The organism is Pseudomonas sp. 9AZ (assembly GCF_902506525.1).
Classification (GTDB): Bacteria; Pseudomonadota; Gammaproteobacteria; order Pseudomonadales; family Pseudomonadaceae; genus Aquipseudomonas; species Aquipseudomonas peli.
The window spans coordinates 1775293-1798560 of the sequence record NZ_LR733840.1 but is presented as its reverse complement, the minus strand read 5'-3'; the positions used below and the strand labels follow the sequence as shown (position 1 = coordinate 1798560).

The 23268-nt window shown below is 62.3% G+C and carries 22 protein-coding genes; 10 read left to right on the top strand and 12 right to left on the bottom strand.

Annotated features, from left to right (window positions below; translation table 11 throughout):
• Positions 1-156 precede the first annotated feature (156 nt).
• Together ALTER154_RS08365 and ALTER154_RS08360 are read left to right on the top strand one after the other, a co-directional pair.
• Entirely contained in the window at positions 157-1098 is a 942-nt protein-coding gene (locus ALTER154_RS08365; RefSeq protein WP_090250873.1) for a sodium-dependent bicarbonate transport family permease, read from the top strand.
• Entirely contained in the window at positions 1099-1401 is a 303-nt protein-coding gene (locus tag ALTER154_RS08360; protein WP_160086172.1) for a DUF3240 family protein, read from the top strand.
• On the opposite strand, the gene ALTER154_RS08355 is transcribed toward ALTER154_RS08360, so the two are convergent.
• Positions 1398-1793 (bottom strand): hypothetical protein, encoded by a 396-nt coding sequence (locus ALTER154_RS08355; protein ID WP_160086170.1) that lies wholly within the window; start codon positions 1791-1793, stop codon positions 1398-1400. The two genes, ALTER154_RS08360 and ALTER154_RS08355, sit on opposite strands and share 4 nt — an antisense overlap.
• A gap of 216 nt (positions 1794-2009) precedes the next feature.
• Here ALTER154_RS08355 and glsB point away from each other — a divergent pair, with 216 nt between their 5' ends.
• Positions 2010-2918: a glutaminase B gene (gene glsB / locus ALTER154_RS08350; RefSeq protein ID WP_090250868.1), complete on the top strand. Its 909-nt coding sequence runs from the start codon at positions 2010-2012 to the stop codon at positions 2916-2918.
• Between the two features lie 55 nt (positions 2919-2973).
• Here glsB and ALTER154_RS08345 read toward each other — a convergent pair whose 3' ends face one another.
• The 4 genes from ALTER154_RS08345 to ALTER154_RS08330 all read right to left on the bottom strand — a co-directional run bounded on the left by ALTER154_RS08345 (position 2974) and on the right by ALTER154_RS08330 (position 7530).
• On the bottom strand, positions 2974-4329 hold the full coding sequence (locus tag ALTER154_RS08345) for an 8-oxoguanine deaminase (protein WP_160086168.1): 1356 nt from the start codon (positions 4327-4329) through the stop codon (positions 2974-2976).
• A gap of 169 nt (positions 4330-4498) precedes the next feature.
• Positions 4499-4954: a GNAT family N-acetyltransferase gene (locus ALTER154_RS08340; RefSeq protein WP_160086166.1), complete on the bottom strand. Its 456-nt coding sequence runs from the start codon at positions 4952-4954 to the stop codon at positions 4499-4501.
• Positions 4955-5012: 58 nt separating this feature from the next.
• The gene (locus ALTER154_RS08335) at positions 5013-5999 is read right to left on the bottom strand and encodes an asparaginase (RefSeq protein ID WP_160086164.1); all 987 of its coding nucleotides are present in this window, start codon (positions 5997-5999) and stop codon (positions 5013-5015) included.
• A gap of 88 nt (positions 6000-6087) precedes the next feature.
• Positions 6088-7530, bottom strand: coding sequence for a sodium:alanine symporter family protein (locus ALTER154_RS08330; RefSeq protein ID WP_160086162.1), 1443 nt, complete (start codon positions 7528-7530; stop codon positions 6088-6090).
• A 152-nt stretch (positions 7531-7682) separates the two neighbouring features.
• Here ALTER154_RS08330 and ALTER154_RS08325 point away from each other — a divergent pair, with 152 nt between their 5' ends.
• The gene (locus ALTER154_RS08325) at positions 7683-8501 is read left to right on the top strand and encodes a helix-turn-helix transcriptional regulator (protein WP_160086160.1); all 819 of its coding nucleotides are present in this window, start codon (positions 7683-7685) and stop codon (positions 8499-8501) included.
• 12 nt (positions 8502-8513) lie between these two features.
• Here the strand turns inward: ALTER154_RS08325 and ALTER154_RS08320 are convergent, their stop codons facing one another.
• Genes ALTER154_RS08320 through ALTER154_RS08310 form a run of 3 tightly spaced genes read right to left on the bottom strand, consistent with a single transcriptional unit; the run spans position 8514 to position 10296 of the window.
• Positions 8514-9191, bottom strand: a complete 678-nt coding sequence (locus tag ALTER154_RS08320; protein ID WP_160086158.1) for a GNAT family N-acetyltransferase — start codon at positions 9189-9191, stop codon at positions 8514-8516.
• Positions 9192-9205: 14 nt separating this feature from the next.
• Entirely contained in the window at positions 9206-9649 is a 444-nt protein-coding gene (locus tag ALTER154_RS08315) for a GNAT family N-acetyltransferase (RefSeq protein WP_160086156.1), read from the bottom strand.
• 14 nt (positions 9650-9663) lie between these two features.
• Positions 9664-10296 carry an FMN-binding negative transcriptional regulator gene (locus ALTER154_RS08310; RefSeq protein WP_160086154.1) on the bottom strand — a complete coding sequence of 211 codons (633 nt, stop codon included), beginning with the start codon at positions 10294-10296 and terminating at the stop codon, positions 9664-9666.
• A gap of 103 nt (positions 10297-10399) precedes the next feature.
• On the opposite strand from ALTER154_RS08310, the gene ALTER154_RS08305 reads away from it, so the two are divergent.
• Complete coding sequence (locus ALTER154_RS08305) at positions 10400-11884, top strand: PLP-dependent aminotransferase family protein (RefSeq protein WP_372239920.1); 1485 nt, start codon at positions 10400-10402, stop codon at positions 11882-11884.
• A gap of 6 nt (positions 11885-11890) precedes the next feature.
• Here the strand turns inward: ALTER154_RS08305 and ALTER154_RS08300 are convergent, their stop codons facing one another.
• Positions 11891-12508, bottom strand: coding sequence for a LysE family translocator (locus tag ALTER154_RS08300; protein ID WP_160086152.1), 618 nt, complete (start codon positions 12506-12508; stop codon positions 11891-11893).
• Between the two features lie 183 nt (positions 12509-12691).
• Here ALTER154_RS08300 and ALTER154_RS08295 point away from each other — a divergent pair, with 183 nt between their 5' ends.
• Complete coding sequence (locus tag ALTER154_RS08295) at positions 12692-13729, top strand: helix-turn-helix domain-containing protein (protein WP_160086150.1); 1038 nt, start codon at positions 12692-12694, stop codon at positions 13727-13729.
• Positions 13730-13864: 135 nt separating this feature from the next.
• On the opposite strand, the gene ALTER154_RS08290 is transcribed toward ALTER154_RS08295, so the two are convergent.
• Complete coding sequence (locus ALTER154_RS08290; RefSeq protein WP_160086148.1) at positions 13865-15289, bottom strand: aspartate ammonia-lyase; 1425 nt, start codon at positions 15287-15289, stop codon at positions 13865-13867.
• Positions 15290-15458: 169 nt separating this feature from the next.
• Between ALTER154_RS08290 and ALTER154_RS08285 the strand changes: the two genes are divergently transcribed.
• From ALTER154_RS08285 to ALTER154_RS08275, 3 genes are all read left to right on the top strand, one after another.
• Entirely contained in the window at positions 15459-16367 is a 909-nt protein-coding gene (locus ALTER154_RS08285) for a LysR substrate-binding domain-containing protein (protein WP_160086146.1), read from the top strand.
• Between the two features lie 109 nt (positions 16368-16476).
• The gene (locus tag ALTER154_RS08280; protein ID WP_160086144.1) at positions 16477-19347 is read left to right on the top strand and encodes an ATP-binding protein; all 2871 of its coding nucleotides are present in this window, start codon (positions 16477-16479) and stop codon (positions 19345-19347) included.
• Positions 19337-20407 (top strand): HD domain-containing phosphohydrolase, encoded by a 1071-nt coding sequence (locus ALTER154_RS08275; protein ID WP_160086142.1) that lies wholly within the window; start codon positions 19337-19339, stop codon positions 20405-20407. The genes ALTER154_RS08280 and ALTER154_RS08275 overlap by 11 nt, the downstream gene beginning before the upstream one ends.
• Before the next feature lie 109 nt (positions 20408-20516).
• On the opposite strand, the gene ALTER154_RS08270 is transcribed toward ALTER154_RS08275, so the two are convergent.
• Together ALTER154_RS08270 and ALTER154_RS08265 are read right to left on the bottom strand one after the other, a co-directional pair.
• Entirely contained in the window at positions 20517-21641 is a 1125-nt protein-coding gene (locus ALTER154_RS08270; RefSeq protein ID WP_090250835.1) for a polyamine ABC transporter substrate-binding protein, read from the bottom strand.
• A gap of 38 nt (positions 21642-21679) precedes the next feature.
• Positions 21680-22720: a histone deacetylase family protein gene (locus tag ALTER154_RS08265; protein ID WP_160086140.1), complete on the bottom strand. Its 1041-nt coding sequence runs from the start codon at positions 22718-22720 to the stop codon at positions 21680-21682.
• A gap of 235 nt (positions 22721-22955) precedes the next feature.
• Here ALTER154_RS08265 and ALTER154_RS08260 point away from each other — a divergent pair, with 235 nt between their 5' ends.
• The gene (locus ALTER154_RS08260) at positions 22956-23249 is read left to right on the top strand and encodes a PepSY domain-containing protein (RefSeq protein WP_160086138.1); all 294 of its coding nucleotides are present in this window, start codon (positions 22956-22958) and stop codon (positions 23247-23249) included.
• The last annotated feature ends 19 nt before the right edge of the window (positions 23250-23268 follow it).

The following is a 23268-nucleotide window of genomic DNA, read 5'->3' as shown; positions in this document are numbered from 1 at the left end:
GTTATGCCCCGCTGTGCAGGGTTCTGCTGTTCTCAGCAGGAGACTGGGCAAAACTGCGGGTATCAGCACAACGCGTGGTGGGGGCATGACCTTTTATTCGAGCAGGTGTGACGCGACAGGCGTCTCAATAGCAGTTCAATACGGGAGCAATGCGCGGTGAGTCTGGATCCGGTGGTGCTGTTCTTTGTGTTCGGCCTGTTGGCGGGTTTGCTGAAAAGCGAGCTGAAATTGCCACCTGCGCTGTATGAAACCCTCTCCATCATTCTGCTGCTGGCCATTGGTCTGCACGGCGGTGTGGAGTTGGCCGAGCAGGCCAGCTGGCAGTTGCTCGGGCAGGCCGCCTGGGTGCTGGGGCTGGGTGTGGCGCTGCCGCTGCTGGCCTTTGCCGTGCTGCGCGGTCTGGGCTTCGACCGGGTCAACGCCGCGGCAGTGGCGGCGCACTATGGTTCGGTCAGCGCCGGGACCTTTGCTGTGGTAGTGGCCTACATGCTGGCCAAGGGCATCGAGTTCGAAAGCTACATGCCACTGTTTGTCGCCATTCTGGAAATCCCGGCGATTCTGGTCGGCATCCTGTTGGCTAAGGGGATTGCCCGCGACACCGATTGGGGCGAGTTGGGCCGGGAAATCTTTCTCGGCAAGAGCATCATGCTGCTGCTCGGCGGCCTGATCATCGGTGCGATTGCCGGAAAAGAGGCAATCAAGCCGCTGGAGCCGTTCTACACCAGCATGTTCAAACCGGTGCTGGCGCTGTTCCTGCTGGAGATGGGGCTGATTGCCTCCGGTCAGCTCGGCTCGCTCAAGCAGTTCGGTCTGCGCCTGCTGGGTTTTGCCTTGCTGATGCCATTGTTCGGTGCGTTGATCGGCGCGCTACTCGGTCGTTTTATGGGCCTGAGCCTCGGCGGTACAGCGGTGCTGGCTACGCTGGCGGCGTCCGCGTCCTATATCGCCGTGCCGGCGGCCTTGCGTCTGGCCTTGCCCGAGGCCAACCCGTCGCTGTCGCTGACGGCGTCGCTGGGCATTACCTTTCCCTTCAATATCATCGTCGGCATCCCGTTGTACCTGATGCTGGCCGAACAGCTGATGGCCTGGGGGCTCTAGATGGACGCGCATATCCGCACCCTGCTTACCGTGATCTGCGAAGCGGCGCTGGAGAAAAAGCTGGTGGCTGACCTGGAACAGCTTGGCGCGCCGGGCTGGACCATCTCCGATGCGCGCGGCCGGGGTGGCCGCGGCGTGCGCAGTGCCGGCTGGGACACCGAAGGCAATATCCGCGTGGAGATCATCTGCACCCGCGATATCGCTGAACGCATCGCCGGCCACCTGCAGGCGCGCTACTACGCCAACTACGCCATGGTCTGCTACCTGGCGCAGGTTGAAGTGCTGCGCGCGGAAAAGTTTTAGCGGCGCAGGCGATGGGCGGTGCGCAGTTCCAGCAGGTCTTGATAGGTGCAGGTCTGTGGTGCTTCGCCGGTCAGATCAAAGCAGCGTTGACCGAAACCCATTGGCCAGTAAGCGATGCCGACTGGTGGCCAAAAGATCGAGGCCACTCGGAAACGGCTCTTCAATTTGCCAGAGCGGATGGTATTGGCCTGATTGTCTTCGATACGGTAGGGAATACCAGCGCTGGCGCCCCAGGAGAAGGGACGGCTGCGGACAAGCCCCTGGTTGTTCTTCGCCGGTCGTTCGTTAATCACCAGGGTGCTGTTTTCCGGCAGTTTGAACCAGGCGCCGGTGGAGCAGCCTGCGCAGGCGAGGGCGATGAGTAACAGGGTGCTGAGGCGGAGTGCGGACATGCGTGTCGATCCTTATGGTCATCCGTGAACATTCACGAGCAGGCGTCAATCTGGCCATTGGCCAGCTGCGCGGCGCGCAATATACCCAGTTTTGATCGGGTTTGCCTGCGCCACGGGCGTTCCTGACAAGTTTTCCGGGCCTGGCTGTGATCAGCGTCTTGCCGCCAGCGTCTAGCCACAGAGCCCGGGCGTCTGGGCGCCGCTAAGGGCCTGAGTATGCAAGCGCTGTTGAATGAAATTCTTGATCAAGTCCGCCCGCTGATCGGGCAAGGGAAAGTGGCCGATTACATCCCGGCGCTGGCCGATGTGCCGGCCAATCAGCTGGGCATCGCGGTGTACAGCAACGACGGCGAGTTGTACTGCGCCGGTGATGCGCACACGCCGTTCTCCGTGCAGAGCATTTCCAAGGTGTTCAGCCTGGTGCAGGCGATCGAGCATTCCGGTGAGGATATCTGGCAGCGTTTGGGTCATGAGCCCTCCGGCCAGCCCTTCAATTCGTTGGTGCAGCTGGAGTTCGAGCGAGGCAAGCCGCGCAATCCGTTTATCAATGCCGGCGCGCTGGTGATCTGCGACATCAATCAGTCGCGCTTTGCTGCGCCAGTGCTGTCGATGCGTGACTTTGTGCGCCGTCTGGCGGGTAACCCGGAGGTGGCGGTGGACCAGCGGGTGGCCGAGTCGGAATACCAGCACCGCGCGCGCAATGCGGCGGCGGCTTACCTGATGCAGTCCTTCGGCAATTTTCACAACGATGTGGAAGCGGTGCTGCGCAGCTATTTCAGTTACTGCGCGCTGCGCATGAGCTGCGTCGACTTGGCGCGGGCGTTCTGCTTTCTGGCTAACGACGGCTTCTGCAAGCACAGCAGTCAGTCGATTTTGAGTGCGCGGCAGAGCAAACAGGTCAACGCGATCATGGCCACCAGTGGGCTGTACGACGAAGCCGGTAACTTTGCCTACCGTGTCGGCCTGCCGGGCAAGAGTGGTGTTGGCGGCGGTATTGTCGCGGTGGTACCGGGGCGTTTCAGCGTGTGCGTGTGGTCACCGGAGCTGAACGCCGCCGGCAACTCCCTGGCCGGGATCAAGGCCCTGGAGCTGCTGAGCGAGCGGATCGGCTGGTCGGTGTTTTAACTGCCGCAGTAGGAGCGGCGGGGTACCGCCCAGCAGCTCCTTCAGGGTGGATGCATCACCCAGCAATCAACTCCTTGGCCGCCTGGCGGTGATCGGCGATCAGCTTGGCCACGTCGAGTCCTTCGATCTGGCCGTCGATCACGCGCCACTGGCCGCCAATCATCATACGGTCGGCCTTGTCGGCGCCGCACAGCAGCAGGGCGGAGATTGGGTCGTGGCTGCCGGAGAAGCGCAGCTCGTCGAGTTTGAAGAAGGCCAGGTCGGCCTGCTTGCCCACCGCCAGCTCGCCAATATCGCTGCGCCCCAGCAGCTTGGCCGAGCCCTTGCTAGCCCAGCCCAGCACCAGTTCCGGGGTGATATTCTCGGCGCCGTAGCGCAGGCGCTGGATATACAAAGCCTGACGCGCTTCGAGAATCATATTCGAGGCATCGTTGGAGGCCGAGCCATCCACGCCGAGGCCGATCGGTGCGCCGGCGGCTTCCAGGTCGAGGGTCGGACAGATGCCCGAGGCCAGGCGCATATTCGAGCTTGGGCAATGGCAGATGCCGGTGCCGGCCTGGCCCAGGCGGGTGATTTCATCCGGGTTGAAGTGGATGCCGTGGGCCAGCCAGGTGCGCGAGCTGAGCCAGCCGACGCTGTCCAGATAATCCACGGTACGCAGGCCGAAGCGCTGCAGGCAGAAGTCTTCTTCGTCGAGGGTTTCGGCCAGGTGGGTGTGCAGGCGCACGTCCAGTTCTTCGGCCAGTTCGGCGCTCTGGCGCATGATTTCCTGGGTCACCGAGAACGGTGAGCAGGGCGCCAGGGCGATCTGGATCTGCGCGCCGTCGCCGCGCTGATGGTAGTCCTGGATCAGCCGTTGGCTGTCGGCCAGGATCACTTCGCCCTGTTGCACGGTCTGTTGCGGCGGCAGGCCGCCGTCGGCTTCGCCCAGGCTCATCGAACCACGGGTGAGCATGGCGCGCATGCCCAGCTCGCGCACCGCTTCGACCTGCACGTCGATGGCGTTTTCCAGGCCGCCTGGGAACAGGTAGTGGTGGTCCGCCGCGGTGCTGCAACCGGACAGCAGCAGTTCGGCCAGGGCCACTTTACTGGCCAGGGCGAGCTTCTCGGGGGTCAGGCGTGCCCACACCGGGTAGAGGGTTTTCAGCCAGGGAAACAACGGCTGATTGACCACTGGGCCCCAGGCGCGGGTGAGGGTTTGATAGAAGTGGTGGTGGGTGTTGATCAGCCCCGGGAGCACCACATGTTCGCGGGCATCGAAGGTGCGATTGCAGGGTTGGCTCGGCTGCTGGCCAGCCTTGAGCAGTTCACTGATCACACCGTCTTCAATCACCAGGCCGCCGGCAGCGTCGAGGTTGTTGGCAGTGAAGATGGCGAGGGGGTTTTTGATCCAGATACGTGTAGCAGCCATTGAGTTGGCTCCTCTGAAGTTGGGTTCAGGTTAGCCAGCTCAGTGTTTACCCTGTCTGCTGATCCAGGTGCGCGGCCGGCGCAGGTGGCCGGGCGTGGCGCAAAAGATAACGCCGTAATCTGCCTGCGGCAAGAGCGCATGGCAGAATTTCTGACCGCGAAGTCAGTGCTTAGAACACTTTGCGGTATTGGATGAAACCAGAGCGTTCAGCGATACGTTCATACAGCAGCATGGCTTTGCTGTTGCTCTCGTGGGTCATCCAGTAGGTACGCGAGCAGCCCTGTACCTGGGCTTCGCGGTAGACGTGCTCGATCAGCTTACGGCCGGCACCACTGCTGCGTACATCCTTGCTGATAAACAGGTCCTGCAGGTAGCAGTAGTCGCCGGGTGTCCAGGTCGAGCGGTGGTAGATCCAGTGCACCAGGCCAATCGCCTGGCCATCATGCCAGGCCAACGCGGCATGCATCGGCTCGGCCGGATCGAGAAAGCGCTGCCAGGTAATGTCGCTGGTCGCGGCGGCGATCTCGGTCATATAGAACCGTTGATAGCCCTGCCACAGTGGCAGCCAGACCGCATGATCGGCGGCAGTTACAGGGCGGATCTCGACGGGGATGCGAACGGGCATGGCGACACTCTCCTTGGCTGGGTAAAGCCCTTACAGCCTAGCCGTAAGGGCCCAAGCTTCAATCGGCGCGTTCACCACAGACATCCAGGGCGAACCAGTGTTCCACCTCAGCCTGGCTCAGGCCCGTGCCGAGCAGGGCGAACAGCTTGCCCAGAGCCGCTTCACGGGTCATACCGCCGGCGGAAATCAGCCCGGCACTGGCCAGTTGGCTGCCGGCGGCATACACGCCAAACTCGACATGGCCGTGCGGGCACTGGCTGATTGCGGCCAGTACCACGCCACGTGCATGGGCGGCCTTGAGCACATCGAGCAGTTCAGCGTTATCTGACGGGCCTGTGCCGCTGCCGTAGCACTCCAGCAGCAGACCTTGCACGCCGCTGTCCAGCAAGGTGCGCACGTGGTTTGCCTGGATGCCGGGGTAGAACGGTAGTACGGCCAGATTCACCGGCTGGCGCGGTTGGCGGTAGTCGATATTCGCTGGAATGCTTTCCGCACGTGGGCTCTGGCGCTGGCGTGGCAGCACGTGGAAGGCATCGAAGGCATCGCTGCGCAGCTTGCTCACCCGCGCGCCATGCAGCAGCTCACCGTTGAAATACAGGTGCACGCCCGGCGTGACGCCGGCCTGCAGCGCGCGCATGGCGCCGAACAGGTTGCCCCAGGCATCGCTGCCCTCGGCACCGGCCGGCAGCATTGAACCGCTGAGAATCACTGGTACGGGCAAACCCAGCAGCAGAAAGCTCAAGGCGGCAGCGCTGTAGGCCAGGGTGTCGGTGCCGTGCAGCAGCAGTACGCCGTCGCAGCCGTCCTGCTCGATGCCGGCGCGAATCGCCGTGACCATCGCCAGCCAGTTGTGCTGGTTCATATTGGCGCTGTCGATTGGCGGCAGCAGCTCGCGGAAGGTCCATTGCGGCAGCGGCTGAGACTCCAGCGCTTGCTGGCGGCGCAGGCGCTCATCGAAACCGGACGCTGGGGCCAGGCCCGTGGCGCTCATTTGCATACCGATGGTGCCACCGGTGTAGAGCACCAGAAGATTGCTACAACCCATCAGGGGTCTCCGTATTTTCATTGTTCTTATAAGAAAACAGGGGGCCAAGCCCCCTGTTTATTACAGCGTATGCAGCGTTAGCAATGACTTAGCGCTGATGCACGCTGTTGCCAATTTCCGCATGGTTGGCCGGGGCGTTTTGCGCCGCGTTAGGCCATGCAGCTGGGTCGAGGTCCAGGTCGGCGAAGTTTTTCGCATCGAATACGGGCGATTCCACGCCGGCCTTGATCTGGCTGTCGTAGTCGCGCATCAGACGCAGGCCGACCTTGAACAGCAGCACCAGGGCAATCAGGTTGCAGATGGCCAACAGACCCATGGTCACATCGGCGAAGGCGAACACCGTGCCCAGATCCTGTACCGAACCCCAGAGTACCAGAGCCACCACCAGCACGCGGTAGACCATCACTGGCGCGCGTTTCTTGCTGAAGAAGCCCAGGGCGTTTTCGCCGAGGTAGTAGTTGTAGATCAGGGTGGTGAACACAAACAGCAGCAGCGCCACGGTCACGAACACCCGGCCCCACTCACCGACCACGCTGGCGACGGCAGTTTGGGTCAGCACAACGCCGGCCATTTCGGTGCCCGGTGTATACACACCCGACAGCAGGATGATCAGCGCGGTGCAGCTGCACAGAATGATGGTGTCGATAAACACGCTGAGCGACTGCACGATGCCCTGAGCTACCGGGTGCTTGACCTCGGCAACGGCGGCGACGTTTGGCGCACTGCCCAGGCCGGCTTCGTTGGAGAACAGGCCGCGTTTTACGCCCATCAGGATTGCCGCGCCGATACCGCCGGCAAAAGCAGGCTCCAGACCGAAAGCGCTCTTGAAGATCAGCGCCAAGGTGGCCGGGATAGCGTCGACGTTGCTGCCAATCACGAACAGCGCCATGGCGATGTAGGAGAAGGCCATCACGGGTACCAGCACGTCAGCAAATTTGGCGATGCGCTTGATGCCGCCGAAGATGATCAGGCCAATCACCACGGTCAGAATCAGGCCGCTGACGTAGGTCGGCAGGCCGAAGGTGTCATGCATGGAGCTGGCTACGGTGAACGATTGCACGGCGTTGAAGCCGAAACCGAAGGTCACCAGCAGCAGGATCGAAACGACGATGCCCAACCAGCGCTGGCCGAGGCCGTGCTGAATGTAGAAGGCCGGGCCACCGCGGTAGGTGCCGTCGTCTTCGCGGCGCTTGTACAGCTGCGCCAGGGAGCATTCGAAGTAGCTGGTGGCCATGCCGACCAACGCCACGACCCACATCCAGAAGATCGCGCCTGGGCCACCGAGCATGATTGCCACCGAGACACCAGCGATGTTGCCGGCGCCGACGCGACCGGCTACCGAGAGCATCAGCGCCTGGAACGAGCTGAGCTGGCCAGGCTGACGCTGGAAGGCTTCGGCGAAGATGCGAAACATGCTGCCGAAGTAACGGAACTGGACGAAACGCGAGGCGATGGTGAAGTACAGACCAAGGCCGATCAGCATCACGATCAGGAGCTTGCTCCAGATCAGGTCGTTGAGAATATCGAGCATGGCAGTGAGGTCTCTCTTGTTGTTTTGTGAAGGAAATATGGGCGGGGCCGAATGGTTGAGCAGACGCGCGCGTGGTGCAATTTCGCGGGTCGCGGCGAACTGATGCGAGTTGATGCTAGAATCGCGTCGCTCGCATCACCAGGAAATCCGCCATGTCCGACCATCTAGGGTCCAATCTAAAGCTGTTGTGCAGCCATTACCGGTCAATCGCCGAGGTTTGCCGCAAGCTCGCGATCAATCGCGCCCAGTTCAACAAATACCTGAGCGGACAAAGCCGACCGACGGCTTATAACCTCAAGCGGATCTGCGATTTCTTCGGTGTAGAGGCCTACGAGCTGAGCCTGCCGGCCGAGCAGTTCGCCGACCTGATTGGTGCGCGTACGCCGGGCCAGGTTTCCGGCGCGCGTACCGACGCATTGGTGGAGCTGCTCAAGCCCCTACGCGCGCATGCTGGCAACCTGTCGCGTTACTGCGGCTACTACTTCGAATACTCCAACTGCATGTCGGTGCCGGGCACCGTGCTGTTGTCGCTGGTGCATCTGTGGGAGGAGGACGGTGACTTCCTGTTCGAGCGCCAGGAGCGTCAGGAGCGATCCGCCAGCGCCGACGTGCAGGGCGAAGACTGGGTGCGCTGCCGTTACCTGGGCGCCGCGTTCCAGCTGCAGGACCGGCTGTTTCTGATGGACTACGAATCGCTGACCCTCAACGAAATGAGCCAGACCATTCTGATTCCCAGCTACAAGAGCCGCATCACCCGCTTGAACGGCCTGAAAACCGGCGTCTCCAGCGGCGACCGCCGTAGCCCGGCCTGTACCCGCGTGGTGTGGGAATACCTAGGCACCGAGATCAACCGCATCAGCGCCTACCGCCAGGTGCGCCTGTACCGCCCGGACGATCCGCGCATCGACGACGACGTGCGCCAGCGGCTGGCCGATGCACCGCTAAAGAACGGGCTGTTCGAGATCGAATAAACCGCTGCGCTATTACCGCAGGTCTTGCAGACGCTGCTGCTGCCGCCCCTCTGCATCGAAATTGTCCGCCGCCAGCCAGCGTTCAAAGGCCGCGTTGCAGGCCTGCCATTCGCTGTCGAGGATGGCAAACCAGGCGGTGTCGCGGTTACGCCCTTTGACCACCATATGCTGGCGAAACAGCCCTTCGTAGCTGAAGCCCAGACGCTTGGCGGCGCGCATCGAGCGGGCATTGTCAGCGTTGCATTTCCATTCCAGGCGGCGGTAACCAAGCTCGCCCAATGCCAGCTTGGCCAGCAGATACACCGCCTCGGTCGACGCCGGGCTGCGCTGCATGGTGCGGCCGAAAGCGATATGACCGATCTCGATACAGCCATCCTTGGGCGCAATGCGCAGATAGCTCAGCAGACCAACTGCACGCTGCTGGCTCAGGTCGATCACGCTAAAGAACAACGGATCGCGACTGGTCGCATGACCGCTCAGCCAGGCATCGAACCCCGCGCGTTCGCTGAATGGACCGTAGGGCAGGTAATCCCAGAGTGCCGGGTCGCTATCCGGGCCTTGCAACGCCTGCCACAGGTCGTCGCCATGGTGCGTCGAGTCGAGCGGTTCGAGGTGCACATACTGGCCGTCCACGGGTTGATGGGCTGGGGTAGGCGCGAGCTGCCAGCCGATTAGCGGTTGCTGGGGCATGCGACGGCTCCTGCTTAGAACTGTTTGCGGTATTGGATAAAGCCCGAGCGCTCGGCGATGCGGTCGTAGAGCTGGCGGCCTGTGTAATTGGTTTCCTGGGTCAGCCAATGCACGCGGCTGGAGCCGGCCGCTTGGGCCTGGGTATAGACGTGCTCAATCAGCAGGCGACCGATGCCGCCGCCGCGTTGATCGGCACCGACAAATAGATCCTGCAGGTAGCAGCTGTTCTCCACCGACCAGTTGCTGCGGTGGAAGATCCACTGCACCAGCCCCACGGCCTGGCCGTCGCGCCAGGCGAGGGCGGCATGGGTGGGCTCGCTCGGGTCGAGAAAGCGCTGCCAGGTCATGGCGCTGACCTCGGCGGGCAACTCGCTCTGGTAAAAGTGCAAATAGCCCTGCCACAGCGGTAACCAGGCGGCGTGATCGGCGGGAGTGACAGGTCGGATGTCGATAGACATGGTTCTTCCCTGGGTTAGTGACTGTCGTTTATTCGTGCGGCCAGTTCGCGGTCGCGTGGGTCATGGCTGGCTTGCAGGCCCTCGCGCACGCCGGTTTGGTCGGCTTGGCTGCGGTTTTGCCCGAGCTTCCATTTGCCTTCCAGGCGCTCAATGGGCAGGGCGAAGCCGACGATGGCGCGCAGCATGCTGTCGATGTAATCGCGCGGTGCATCGCTGACCGCCCAGGGCTGCGGACGCTCGGCTTCGTGCAGCGCGCTGAGGCGGCTGACCAGCTGCAGCAGACGCTCGGCGTCATCGAACACTTCGGCGCGGCCATGGGCCTGCACGCTGATGTAGTTCCAGGTCGGCACCACCTTGCCGTGCTCGGCCTTGGCGGCGTACCAGGACGGGCTGATATAGGCCTCCGCGCCCTGGAAGATCACCAGCGCCATGTTGCCTTCAGCGAGGTCACGCCACTGCGGATTGGCCTTGGCGAAGTGGCCGTACAGCGTGCCATAGGGGCCCTCATCGGTATCCAGCAGCAACGGCAGATGGCTGGCGAGCAGGCCCTGAGTACCGTGGCTGACCAGCGTAGGCAGGCGGGTGGCGCGTATCTGCTGGTGCAGCGTGGCGAGGTCGTCCTGGCGGAAGGCGGCGGGCGTGTACATGGCTGCTTCTCCGAAACGGGACCTGAGCTGATGGAGCCATGCTAGGCCGCCTATTGGCCTGTTGTAAGATCCACTTTCTGCGACTTCTATGGAGCCAATCGGCATGGCCATTCCGTCCGCTGCGCCGCTGCCGGTCGATCTATCCGGCATTCACCTCGACCCACAGCGCGGCCTGGCGCGTCAGCTGTATCAGGCGCTGCGCGAGCGCATCCTCGATGGTCGCCTGCAAAGCCGTACACGCCTGCCGGCCAGCCGTGATCTGGCGAACCTGCTGGGTATCTCGCGCAACACCGTGACCCGCGCCTTCGATCAGCTGTATGCCGAGGGCTATATCGAGGGGCGCATCGGCGCCGGCACTTATGTGGTCGAGTTAAGCGGGGCGACGCGGCCAACGCCCGCGCGCTCTGCCCAGGCTCAGCTGTCTGGCAGCACGCAGAGTGCCGCTTTGCAGCTGTTACAGAATCATCATCTGAACCCGCCATTGAGCGGCGCGCCACGGGCGTTTCGCGTCGGTGTGCCGGCCTTTGATCTGTTTCCCTTCGAGACCTGGGCACGTTTGTCCGCGCGCTTCTGGCGCAAGCCATCGCCGGCGCGCCTGGGCTACGGCGACCCGGCTGGCGACTGGCAGCTGCGCGAGCTGATTGCCGCCTATCTGCGCAACAGTCGCGGGCTGCACTGCGATCCGGCGCAGATCGTCGTCACCAATGGTGCGCAGCAGGCCATCAGCCTGTGCGCGCAGTTGCTGGTTAGCCCTGGGGCGCGGGTGGCCGTAGAGAACCCCGGTTACCGCGCCGCCGGCCATGCCCTGGCGATAGCTGGAGCGCAACTGTGCGGTGTGGCGGTGGATGGCGAAGGGCTGAACACCGCCGCGCTGGAGCAGATTGAAGAGTGCCGGTTGGTCTACGTGACGCCATCGCACCAGTACCCGACTGGCGTCACCCTGTCGCTGGCGCGGCGCCTGCAACTGCTGGAGTGGGCCGAGCGTAATAACGGCCTGATTATCGAGGACGATTACGACGGCGAGTACCGCTACAGCGGCACGCCGTTAGCGCCCCTGGCGGCCCTCGACCGCCAGGGCCGGGTGCTCTACGTCGGCACCTTCTGCAAGATTGCTTTTCCGGCGTTGCGTCTGGGTTATCTGGTATTGCCGCCGGCGCTGGCCGAAGCCTTTGCCCAGCGTCGCGCCCTGGATATGCGCCATTCGGAAATCGGCACCCAGGCGGTGATGGCCGAATTTATCGCCGCCGGGCATTTTCAGCGGCATATCCGCCGTATGCGCGGCGCCGCGCGCAGCCGTCGCGATGCACTGTTGGCGGGCTGGCCTGCGGATGTGCCGGGCTGTGCGCCGCTACCGGTGGTGGAGGCTGGGTTGCATCTGTGTGTCCGGGTCGACAGCCTGGCCCGCGAGCGTGAGCTGATCAGCGCCGCCGAGCGGGTTGGTGTGGAGATCAGCGCGCTTAGCAGTTACTGGCTGCCCGACAGCCGCACGCCGGACGATCAGCGCGCCGGGCTGGTGCTGGGCTTTGCCGCGGTGCCTGAAGCGCAGATCAGCGAGGCATTGCAGGCGCTGCGCCGGGCTTGGGGCTAGCGCGCCTTAGAGTGCGCTGAGGTGGGCGTAGAGCGGTTGCGTTTCGAGCAGTAGCGCTGCGCTGCCGAAGGCGCCCAGTAGCACCGCGCAGCATCGGGATAACTGACGGCCGTCGAGTAGCCGCTGATGCCGAGCGAACCAGGCATACCCGAGCATGATCACGAGGTCGACCAGCACCCAGACCAGCACGATCTGGCTGTGCAGCAACAGGCTGCCGTTCTGAGGGACCAGCAAGCTGAGAAAAGAGGAGAAAAAAAGAATGTCCTTGGGATTGCTCATGCCGACCAGAAACGCTGACAGGAATAACCGCTGGTGGGGTGCACTGGGGCTCTGGGTCTGCAGTGGCGCCGCCTGGCGCCATTGGCTGATACCGGCGTAGAGCAGATACAGGCCTCCGCAGAGGCGCAGCAGGCCGAGCAGATCCTCTCCGGCCAGGCGCGCCAGCCCAGCCAGCGACACACAGATGAGGATCAGCGCCGACAGGCTGCCGCCAAGGATGACTCGGATGGCTGCGACAAAACCCAGGCTGCTGGCGGTGCGCACCACCAGTAACGCCGAGGGGCCTGGCGAGATGATCAGCGCGCTGATCGCCGCGAGGTAGGCCAACCAGGCGGCACCACTCATGGCTGCCGCTCCGGGCAATCACCGAATGCCTGTGCTGACATTGCGTCTCCTGTCATGTGCTCACGGAATATCCAGGCGGTGACTGTATGTTGGCGCTTTGCCGGTGTACTTGGATTGCTGTCCCAGTTTCTTGACGGTTTGTCCCTGATGCACAAGACTCTGCCGCGTCCCAGGGATGGAGGTTTGGCATTGGACTCAGAGAAGCTGCCGGTCAGTCGCTTCAGCACCCGCGAACTGCCCGGCACGGATAGTTTTGAGGCGTGGCGACAGAGCATCGGGGTGATGTTCGAGGCGCAGATATTCCCTGGGAGCGAGCCGTCTGCTGATTTTCATGCGGAAGTCGAGGCCTACCACCTGGGGGACCTGGTGTTCGGCACGGCTGTGCTTGATGCGCAGCGTCTGTGTCGTGGCGCACGGCGTATTCATGCTGATCAGCTCGACCATGTGCTGCTCCAGGTCTACCGCTCTGGCGGACAACGCGGCGATTTTGCCGGCACACCCTTTTGCGTCGAGCCAGGCGAGCTGTTTGTGCTGGACCTCACGCGCAGTTTCGACACCCTGGCCAGTCGCGCCCACATCACCAACCTGGTGGTTCCGCGCGAGTGCCTGGAGAGCCGTCGACCACTGCGTGATATTCATGGACGGATTCTGCGCGGCGGCCTGGGTAGTCTGTTCGGTGATTACCTCAATGCCCTTGAGCAGCGTTTGCCGCAGCTTCACCTAAATGAGGCGGGCGACGTCGCGCGGGCCACTGTCGATCTACTCGGCGCCTGCCTGAACCCCAGCCTGGACAGTTTCGAACAGGCGCGTCAGCCCATTGAGGCCGGTCAGCTGAATCGGATTAAGGGGGCCATTGAACAGGCGTTGGCCGACCCCGGGCTTTCTCCGCAATGGTTGTGTCGCCAGCTTGGTTTGTCGCGGTCGCGGCTCTACCGGTTGTTCGAGCCGCTGGGCGGGGTGGCGGCCTACATTCGCCAGCGCCGGCTGGAGCGCATCCATGGCCAGCTCTGTCAGCCGCATGAGCAGCGGCATATCGGGGTGATTGCCTATCAGTGGGGCTTCGCCGATGAGGCGCATTTTAGCCGGGCATTTCGCCACCATTTTGGGTACAGCCCCAGCGAGGCGCGCGAGCTGCGCTGGGCATCGTCGGGATGCGGCACCAGGGCTACCCAGGTTGATGCGGCGGGCTATGAACAATGGATTCGTCAGCTCGGCAGCTAATCGTTGCCGCGCGGCAACAGCGCATCCATGCAGACCTCTCTACCCAGGCGCGGGTATGACACAAAAAAAGGGATGGTCGTGGCCATCCCTTGAGGAGTGGAGGCGGGGGTAGCCTCCTGTAACGCAGAAGTTCGCTTACTGGCTGAGGGGCACCAGGCGCGGGGCGATCATATTTTCCGGGCGCAGGATGTCGGCCAGCTCGGCGTCGCCCAGCAGCTTCTCCTCGCGCACCAGTTCCAGCACGCCACGGCCGCTGTCCAGCGCTACTTTGGCGATGCGCGTGGCGTTCTCGTAGCCGATGTAAGGGTTCAGCGCGGTGATCAGGCCGATGGAGTTTTCCATCAGTTCGCGGCAGCGCGCTTCGTTGGCGGTGATGCCGTCGATGCACAGCTCGCGCAGCATATCCATGGCGCGGGTCAGCAGGCGGATCGAGTCAAAGATCTTGTAGGCGATCAGCGGCTCCATCACGTTCAGCTGCAGCTGGCCACCTTCGGCTGCCATGGTCAGCGCCAGGTCGTTGCCGATCACTTCGAAGGCCACCTGGTTGACCGCTTCCGGAATCACCGGGTTGACCTTGCCGGGCATGATCGAGCTGCCCGGCTGGCGCGCGGGCAGATTGATTTCGTTGATGCCGGTGCGCGGGCCACTGGAGAGCAGGCGCAGGTCGTTGCAGATCTTCGACAGCTTCACCGCGGTGCGCTTGAGCATGCCGGAGAACAGTACAAAGGCGCCCATGTCCGACGTGGCTTCGATCAGGTCGGCGGCCGGGGTCAGCGGCTGGCCGCTGATAATCGCCAGGCGTTTAACCGCCAGCAGCTGGTATTGCGGGTCGGCGTTGATGCCGGTGCCAATCGCGGTGCCGCCCAGGTTGACTTCGGTGAGCAGGGTCGGGGCGAGCAGCTTGAGGTGCTGCAGGTCTTCGCCGAGGGTGGTGGCGAAGGCGCGGAACTCCTGACCGAGAGTCATCGGTACGGCATCCTGTAGCTGGGTGCGGCCCATTTTCAGCACATGGCTGAATTCCAGGTGCTTTTTCGACAGCGACTGGATCAGCTTGTCCAGCGCGGTCAGCAGGCTGTCGTGGCCGAGCAGCAGGCCGAGGCGGATGGCGGTCGGGTAGGCGTCGTTGGTTGACTGCGCCATGTTCACGTCGTTGTTCGGGTGCAGCTGCTTGTAGTCACCTTTCTCGAAACCCATGGCTTCGAGGGCGATATTGGCGATGACTTCGTTGGCATTCATGTTGGTCGAGGTGCCAGCGCCGCCTTGAATCATGTCGACCACGAACTGGTCGTGAAACTCGCCCTGAATGATGCGTGCGCACGCGGTGCTGATCGCCGTGTGCTTGGCGGCGGACAGGTGTCCTAGCTCGCGGTTGGCGTCGGCAGCGGCCTGTTTGACCATGGCCAGGGCAACCACCAGTTTCGGGTAGTGCGACAGCGTCACGCCGGACAGGCGGAAGTTCTGCACGGCGCGCAGGGTCTGGATGCCGTAATAAGCATCAGCGGGAACGTCGAGGGTGCCGAGCAGGTCTTTTTCGAGGCGAGTAGATGCAGCAGGGGACATGATCAAGGTCAACTCAGGAAATACGGCATATGCCGCGATAGCCCGTAGGTTAGGGGCTGCAGCTTGGTGCTGGCCAATGCTGTTAAGCACTGGGTCATGCATAATCGGCATAACGTTGGTGTGACCGCTCAGCGGCGACCGACGTATTCGCATGCACAAGGGCTGATCCATGAACCTCGAAAGCAAATGGCTGGAAGACTTTGTCACCCTGGCCGCCACCCGCAGCTTCTCCCAGGCAGCGCAAAAGCGCTTTGTCACTCAGCCGGCATTCAGCCGGCGGATTCGCAGCCTGGAGAACATGCTCGGGCTGACGCTGGTCAACCGCGCCTGCACGCCCATTGAGCTGACCGAGTCCGGCCAGCTGTTTCTGGTCACCGCACGGAGCATGGTCGAGCAGCTCGGTGAGGTGGTGCGTCATCTGCATAACCTCGAAGGCCAGCAGGGTGAGGTGATGCAGATTGCCGCCGCGCACTCGCTGACCCTGGGCTTTTTCCCCGAGTGGATTGCCCGCCTGCGCCGTGAAGGTCTGCCGTTGACCACCCGTCTGGTGGCGACCAACGTCGGTGAAGCGGTGCATGCGCTGCGTGAAGGCGCTTGCGACCTGATTCTCGCCTACTACGACCCGGATGCTGCGCTGCAGATGGACCCGGAAATCTTCCCTTCGCTGCACCTGGGCCGCACGGAAATGCTCCCGGTGTGCGCGGTGGGTGAAGACGGCGCGCCGCTGTTCGACCTCAACAGCGGCCAGAGCGTGCCGCTGCTGGCCTACAGCGCCGGGGCGTTTCTCGGTCGTTCGGTCAACCTGCTGCTGCGCCAACGCGCGCTGCGCTCGACCACGGTGTACGAAACGGCGATGGCCGACAGCCTGAAAAGCATGGCCTTGCAAGGTATGGGCGTGGCCTGGGTGCCGCGTTTGAGCGTGACCGCCGAACTGGCCCGCGGCGAGCTGGTGGTGTGCGGTGATGAACAGTGGCAAGCGCCGCTGGAGATTCGCCTGTACCGCTGCGCCCTGGTGCGCAAGGCCTCGGTGCGCTTGCTGTGGCGCAAACTGGAGGGAGGATTGGGCGGCCTTGGGTAGGGGGTGACTAAGGGCTAATAAGCCCTTAAGGATTGCGTTGATATCATCCTGGCATCACGCGGCAACGACTACGCTTGCCGTCTGTGACTGTTAACAGGAGTCAGCCCTCGTGCCGCTAAAACCTCCTCTCGGTCTGAGCCAATGGATTTGGCGGGCCTTTGTGCAAAGTGCTTTGATCCCACTGATCGTGGTGGAGACAGCACTGATAGCCATCTATCTCTTCAGCAACAGCGCCATTCGTGATGCCCAGATTGATTATTTACGACAGACGGCCCTGAGCGACCTGCAAGCCTCTGCGAACCTGGAAGCGCGGATCATCGAGGGTCAACTGACCCAAATCGAAGCCCTGACAACCACCTATCGCAACCTGACGCAGCACGCCTTGCTGCAGCCTGCGGTCAGCGTGCCGACTCTGGCAATCACCGACAGCGGTGTGCGTTACAGCCCGCAGGACACGGGCGGCGCGGCGTTCTTCTACTCGGCGGCCACGCCCGCCGCCCAGCAGGACCTGAACAAGGCGGCTCGGTTGGCAACGCTCGACCCATTGATGCGCGAACTCAAACAGAGCAGCCCATTGGTGGCCAGCCTGTACTTCAACAGCTGGGACAGCCTCAACCACATCTACCCCTGGTTCCGCACACCGGACCAGTACCCGCATGACATGGTCATCCCCGATTTCAATTTCTATTACCTCGCGGATGCGGCGCATAACCCGACGCGTGAGGTGGTGTGGACCAATGTCTACCTCGACCCCGCTGGCCAAGGGTGGATGATGTCGGCTGTCGCCCCGGTGTACCGCGGTGATTTCCTTGAGGGCGTCAGCGGTGTGGACATCACCGTGGGCGGCATTCTCGAGCAGATCAACCAGCTGCAAGTGCCCTGGGACGGCTACGCCATGCTGGTCAGCCAGGACCTGAACATCATGGCCATGCCGAAGGCGGGCGAAGACGACTTTGCGTTGAATGAACTGACGACGCACTCCTATGAGGAAGCGATCCGCCGCGAGATGTTCAAGCCCGAAGATTTCAACCTGGGCAAACATGCACAGACCCGTGTTCTGGCCGAGGCCATGGCGCGCCAACCGCAGGGCGTGCAATCGGTCAGCCTCGGCGGGCGCACGCATATGGTGGCCTGGACCACCATCGAGGCCACCGGTTGGCAGCTGCTGACCGTGGTGGACGAGGCACAGGTCTTCAGTCAGACCAATTTGCTGGCGACGCATTATCAGCAGATCGGCTTTCTGTTGATCGCCGGGCTGGTGATGTTCTACCTGCTGTTCTTTGCCTTTATGTGGGTGCGTTCACGGCGCCTGAGTCAGTACTTGCTCAGGCCGATTGCCGGTATTTCCACGATGATGGCGGCAATTGGTCAGGGCCAGTGGCATCCCGCGCGGGTAACTGCGGACATCCGTGAACTGGATGATATGGCCGGACAGGCCGCGCAAATGGGCATCACCCTTGAGCAGAGTGAAGCGCGCAACCACGAGGCCCAGCAGCGGCTTGAAGTGGTGTTGGAAGGGGCGACGGAGAGTCTCTGGGAGCGCCACTTTGATACGGGGCTGGTGCATGTGCGTGGGCGCTTCTGCAAACGGTTTGGCTTTGCTGAGGACGTCCTCACTGAGGAGCAGTTTCTGCAGCGCGTTCACCCGGACGATGTCAGGGGTATTCGCGACGCCGTGCAGCGCGTACGTGAAGGCAGCAGTCAGCGCTATGAAGCCGAGTTTCGGTTTGCCGATGCCGGAGGTAAATACTCCTGGCTAATGGGGCGTGGCCGGGTGGTGGAGTATGACCCATACACGGGCCAAGCACGCGTGCTGGCAGGCACACACGTGGATATTGATGCCCTCAAGAAGGGTGAGGGAGCCCTGCGCCAAGCCACTGCGGAGGCGCAGGCGGCCAACCAGGCCAAGTCGCGCTTTATTTCCAGCATGAGCCATGAACTGCGCACCCCGCTCAATGCCATTCAGGGCTTTAGCCAGTTGATGCGCATGGGGGATCTGCCGCCCACCACTCAGGACGAATACCTCAAAGAAATCCTCCAGGCCAGCCAGCACCTCAATCAGCTGGTTGGCGACATCCTCGACTGGTCGAGCATCCAGGCGCAGAAGCCGCAGCTGGAGCTGCAGGCGGTAGACCTCGGCACGCTTATGAATGAGTGCGCCGACCTGGTGCGTCAGGAGATCAAGCGCGAAGGCTTGCAGTTCAATGTGCAGCTGCCAGACCTGCCGTTGCAGGTCCGCGCCGAGCCTCGCCGACTGCGCCAGGTGCTGCTCAATCTGTTATCCAATGCCATGAAATACAACAGCCCCAATGGGCAGATCACCTTCAGCGTCCGGGTATTCGACGGGCATGTGCGCGTGCAGGTTGATGACACCGGGCTGGGCATCAGTGCCGAACAGCAGGCGCTGTTGTTTACCCCGTTCCAGCGCCTGGGGCGTGAAAACACCGCGATTCAGGGCACCGGCATTGGCCTGTCGCTGTGCCGTGAATACGCCAGCCTGATGGGTGCCAGCGTCGGTGTTAGCAGCCAGCCAGGCATGGGCAGCAGCTTCTGGATTGAGCTGATGTCATTTGTCGCGCCTGACAGGTCACGTCGTGCCGGTCAGGGCGTGCATATCTTCTACGCTGAAGACGACGCCGCGAATCAGCAGGCCGTCGCTGCGGCATTGGCTGAGCTAGGCCGTGTCAGCGTGGCCAGTGATGGCCAGGTGGCGCTGGCGCGGTTGCTGAGTGATCCCGCCGACCTCTTGTTACTGGACCTGGATTTGCCGGGATTAAGCGGCCAGGAGTTGCTTGCGCAGCTACGCCGCCACCCGCACACCGAGCATTTGCCCGTGGTGTTGCTAACGGCTGGGATGAGTGCGGAGGTTACCGCTGCAGCGGCTAATTGCCAGGGCTTGCTGCGCAAGCCGCTGGATATGAAGGAATTGCATGACCTGGTCGAGGCCCTGCTGAGTGAGGTAATGGAAGATGCTGAGTGAATCCTTACGGTTTTCCCGGGTGGTGGTGATTGATGATGTCACCGCCAACCTGCGTCTACTGGAGTCGAGTTTGCGAGTGCTCGGGCTGCGAGAGGTCAAAGGCTTTAGTGACTCGGCAGCGGGGCTGGAGTGGCTGCAGAACCAGCATTGGGACCTGCTGCTGCTGGATCTGGACATGCCGGCCCCGGACGGTTTCGAGATTTTGCGGCAACTGGCGGCCCGTGATCGACACTGTGCACCGGTGATCCTGGTGACGGCTCTGAATGACGTGGAAAACCGCCGCAAAGGCCTAGAACTGGGGGCCAATGATTACGTCTGCAAGCCGCTGGACCTGCCCGAACTGCTGCTGCGGGTGTGCAATAACCTGCAACTGAGCGAGGCCAGCCAAGCCCTGCAGCGTGAGCGGGGTGAGTTGGAAGACAGGGTTGTGCGGCGGACTGAGCAGCTGGGGGCCAGCTATCAGGCGGTAATCCGCTGCCTGGCGCGTGCGGCGGATTACAAGGACAACGAAACCGGCAATCACATCATGCGCATCGGTGAGTCGGCTGCACTGCTGGCACGCGCCTACGGTATGGATGCTCCGTGGGTGGAGTTGCTGCGCCAGGCTGCACCCATGCACGACGTAGGCAAGATCGGCATTCCCGATAGCATCCTCTGCAAACCCGGCAAACTGACGGATGACGAGCGCCTGGTGATGAACACCCATGCGCAAATCGGCCACGATATTTTGCAGGACAGTGCGGCCTCGCCGTTGCTCGTTCTGGCCGCAGAGATTGCCCTGCACCACCATGAGAAGTGGGATGGAAGCGGTTACCCCCAGGGCCTGGCGGGTGAGGCCATTCCGCTGTCAGCGCGCATTGTGGCGCTGTGCGATGTGTATGACGCGCTGCGCTCCACGCGCCCTTACAAGCCCGCCTGGTCGGCGGAAAAGGCTCAGGCGTTGATTCGTGAGCAAGCCGGGCAGCATTTCGATCCAGCGCTGGTGCAGCTGATGGAATCACTGTTCGAGCATATTGAAGGGGTGCACCGTCGCCTGGCGGATGAGCCAGTGTTCTGCTGAGCCGGGATGCGTTAAGCGCATTGCAGAAAAAACGCCCCGCCATTTGGCGGGGCGTTTTTTATCTACCGGCGCTCCTAGAGCCGAACGCCTTATCAGCGATGAGTGGCCATCAGGTGCCTGATTTGATGGTGTTCCACACGCGGGTGCGGATGCGTTCAGTCTTCTGCGGCAGGGGCTGCAGCACATAGAGGGTTTTCTGCGCCTCGGCGGTAGGGGTCAGGCCAGGGTTGTCGCGGATTGCCGCGCCAACCAGCGGCATGCCGTCCTTGTTCGGGTTGGGGTAGCCGAGGAAGTCGCTGATGGGGGCAATCACCGTGGGGTCGAGCAGGTGGTTGAGGAACTCATGGGCTTCGGCGACGTTCAGTGCGCTTTTCGGAATGGCGAAGGAGTCGTACCACAGTGGTGCACCTTCTTTCGGCAAGCGCCAATCAACTACCACGCCGTTGCCTGCTTCTTTGGCGCGGTTGGCGAACTGGTAGAAGCTGCCCGAATAGCCGATGGCCACGCAGATGTCGCCGTTGGCGATATCGGTCATGTACTTGGCGGAGTTGAAATAAGCCACGTGAGGGCGGATTTTCAGCATTAACGCGCTGGCTTTCTCATAGTCCTCAGGCTTGGTGCTGTTGGGGTCCAGGCCCAGGTAGTGCAGGGCGATCGGCAGAATTTCACCGGGCGAGTCGAGCATGGCCACGCCGCACTGCTTGAGTTTGCTGATGTTCTCTTCTTTGAAAATCAGGTCCCAGCTGTCCACCGGGGCGTCAGCGCCGAGGGCTTCTTTGACTTTGGCCGGGTTGAAGCCGATCAGCACGGTGCCGTACATGTAAGGCACGGCGAACTGGTTACCGGGGTCGTTGGCGGTCATCAACTTCAGCAGGCCTGGGTCGAGGTGCTGCCAATTGGGCAACTTGCTCTTGTCCAGCTTCTGGAACACCCCGGCTTTGATTTCGTTTTCCAGGAAGGTGTTGGTTGGCACCACCAGGTCGTAACCCGAGTTGCCAGTGAGCAGCTTGGCTTCCAGGCCTTCGTTGGTGTCGAAAATATCCCAGGTCAGCTTGATGCCGCTGTTGGCAGCAAAATCCTTGGGCACTGAGGGCAACATGTAGTCGGCCCAGTTGTACACGCGCAGCTCGCGCTGCTTGCCCGGCGATTGCTCCGGGGTTTGTGCCTGTGCCGCCGTGGCCAGCAGGGTTGCGCCGCAGACGGCGACAGCGAGCAGGTGTTTGATCGTGTTCATCGTGTCTCACCCCTGAATCATTATTGATGTTGTGTTGGCTAGGCCTGTACGTGAGCTGCTTCGAACCCTTCCAGCACGTTGACCGCGTTGACGCCGATGGCCTCCACTGCATAACCGCCTTCCATAACGAACAGGGTCGGCTTGCCGAGGGCGGCGATGCGTTTGCCCATGGCCAGGTAATCCGGGCTGTCGAGCTTGAACTGAGAAATCGGATCGTCCTTGAAGGTGTCCACACCCAGCGACACCACGATCACCTCGGCATCAAATTCGGCGATGCGCTGGCAGGCGTCATCAAGCGCCGCGCTCCACACCGCCCAGGGGCTGCCCATGGCCAATGGGTAGTTGAAGTTGCAGCCCTCGCCAGCCCCTTCACCGCGTTCATCGGCATAGCCGAGGAAGAAGGGGAACTCGTCAGCCGGATCGCCGTGGATCGAGGCGAACAGCACATCGTTGCGGGTGTAGAAGATGTCCTGGGTACCGTTGCCGTGGTGGTAGTCGACATCGAGGATCGCCACGCGCTGCTTGCCGTGGTCGAGAAAGGCCTGTGCAGCGATAGCGGCGTTGTTCAGGTAGCAGTAACCGCCCATCAACTCGCCTGCGGCGTGATGGCCCGGTGGGCGGCACAAGGCAAACGCACTGTGGGCGCCGGCGGCGATTTCAGCCTGGGCGCTCAAGGCCACTTGGGCCGCGCTGTAAGCCGCCTGCCAGGTGCCGGCGGTAATCGGCGCGCCGCCGTCGAAGCTGTAATAGCCAAGCTGGCCGTGCAAATCACGCGGGATGACTTGGCGCAGGGTGCGTGCCGGCCAGGTGAAGGGCAGCAAATCGCCAGTGCCGTTCTGCGCTTGCCAGCGATCCCAGGCACCTTTGAAGAAGTTCAGGTAGGCGGCGCTGTGGATGCGCTCAATCGGCGCCAGGCCGAAGTCCTGGGGCGGGCGCACCTCGCCGAGCTGACGGTCCTTGACGCGTTGCAGGATGTGGTCGGCGCGTTGTGGCTTCTCGAAACACGGCATCAGCTGGCCATCGATCAGCTCGCAGCTGCCGTGGTGCAGGTGATGGTCGTCGCTGTAAAAGGTGAGCATGTGGCGCGGCTCCAGGCTTGTTGTTGTGCCTGCATTGTTCGCCTGCATCGCCGGATGGAGAACGCTGACAACGGCCAAAAGGGGATCGATGTGGCCAAATTTCATGGCCGCCACGGCTGAGCGAGCCGCGCAAACTGTAACAAGCCATGAACCTTAAGCCTTTCTTAAGCTTGGAAAACGCATGGTGCGCCCCGCCGGGGGCGTTGCCCCTTAATTGCCGATAAGGGGGCAGAGCATGCTCAATCAGACTCGCCAGGTACTGCCGCTGTTGTGTGCTTGGCTGGCCACGCCTGTGCTGGCGGATGTGGAATGCCCAAGCGCCGACCGCGCAGACTGGATGCCCGAATCGCACTTTCGTCAGCAGATGAAAAACCAGGGCGTACAGATCACCAAATTCCGCATCACTCCGGGTAACTGTTACGAGATTTACGGTTTCGACGTGAACGGCGAGAAAGTCGAAATTTATTACAACCCGGTCGATGCCACGCCCGTGGCTGAAGTCGCCACCGCGCATGTGGCCAAGCCATGACGCCAAAACTGCTCATCCC

Bases quoted from the DNA above. Each gene is read 5' to 3' on its own strand.
- ALTER154_RS08325 (WP_160086160.1), top strand. From the start codon at position 7,683: ATGTCCGACCATCTAGGGTCCAATCTAAAGCTGTTGTGCAGCCATTAC.
- ALTER154_RS08345 (WP_160086168.1), bottom strand. From the start codon at position 4,329: ATGGCTGCTACACGTATCTGGATCAAAAACCCCCTCGCCATCTTCACT.
- ALTER154_RS08300 (WP_160086152.1), bottom strand. From the start codon at position 12,508: ATGAGTGGTGCCGCCTGGTTGGCCTACCTCGCGGCGATCAGCGCGCTG.
- ALTER154_RS08290 (WP_160086148.1), bottom strand. From the start codon at position 15,289: ATGTCCCCTGCTGCATCTACTCGCCTCGAAAAAGACCTGCTCGGCACC.
- ALTER154_RS08265 (WP_160086140.1), bottom strand. From the start codon at position 22,720: ATGCTCACCTTTTACAGCGACGACCATCACCTGCACCACGGCAGCTGC.
- glsB (WP_090250868.1), top strand. From the start codon at position 2,010: ATGCAAGCGCTGTTGAATGAAATTCTTGATCAAGTCCGCCCGCTGATC.
- ALTER154_RS08315 (WP_160086156.1), bottom strand. From the start codon at position 9,649: ATGTCTATCGACATCCGACCTGTCACTCCCGCCGATCACGCCGCCTGG.
- ALTER154_RS08310 (WP_160086154.1), bottom strand. From the start codon at position 10,296: ATGTACACGCCCGCCGCCTTCCGCCAGGACGACCTCGCCACGCTGCAC.
- ALTER154_RS08270 (WP_090250835.1), bottom strand. From the start codon at position 21,641: ATGAACACGATCAAACACCTGCTCGCTGTCGCCGTCTGCGGCGCAACC.
- ALTER154_RS08355 (WP_160086170.1), bottom strand. From the start codon at position 1,793: ATGTCCGCACTCCGCCTCAGCACCCTGTTACTCATCGCCCTCGCCTGC.
- ALTER154_RS08260 (WP_160086138.1), top strand. From the start codon at position 22,956: ATGCTCAATCAGACTCGCCAGGTACTGCCGCTGTTGTGTGCTTGGCTG.
- ALTER154_RS08305 (WP_372239920.1), top strand. From the start codon at position 10,400: ATGGCCATTCCGTCCGCTGCGCCGCTGCCGGTCGATCTATCCGGCATT.
- ALTER154_RS08340 (WP_160086166.1), bottom strand. From the start codon at position 4,954: ATGCCCGTTCGCATCCCCGTCGAGATCCGCCCTGTAACTGCCGCCGAT.
- ALTER154_RS08335 (WP_160086164.1), bottom strand. From the start codon at position 5,999: ATGGGTTGTAGCAATCTTCTGGTGCTCTACACCGGTGGCACCATCGGT.
- ALTER154_RS08320 (WP_160086158.1), bottom strand. From the start codon at position 9,191: ATGCCCCAGCAACCGCTAATCGGCTGGCAGCTCGCGCCTACCCCAGCC.
- ALTER154_RS08330 (WP_160086162.1), bottom strand. From the start codon at position 7,530: ATGCTCGATATTCTCAACGACCTGATCTGGAGCAAGCTCCTGATCGTG.
- ALTER154_RS08360 (WP_160086172.1), top strand. From the start codon at position 1,099: ATGGACGCGCATATCCGCACCCTGCTTACCGTGATCTGCGAAGCGGCG.
- ALTER154_RS08275 (WP_160086142.1), top strand. From the start codon at position 19,337: ATGCTGAGTGAATCCTTACGGTTTTCCCGGGTGGTGGTGATTGATGAT.
- ALTER154_RS08285 (WP_160086146.1), top strand. From the start codon at position 15,459: ATGAACCTCGAAAGCAAATGGCTGGAAGACTTTGTCACCCTGGCCGCC.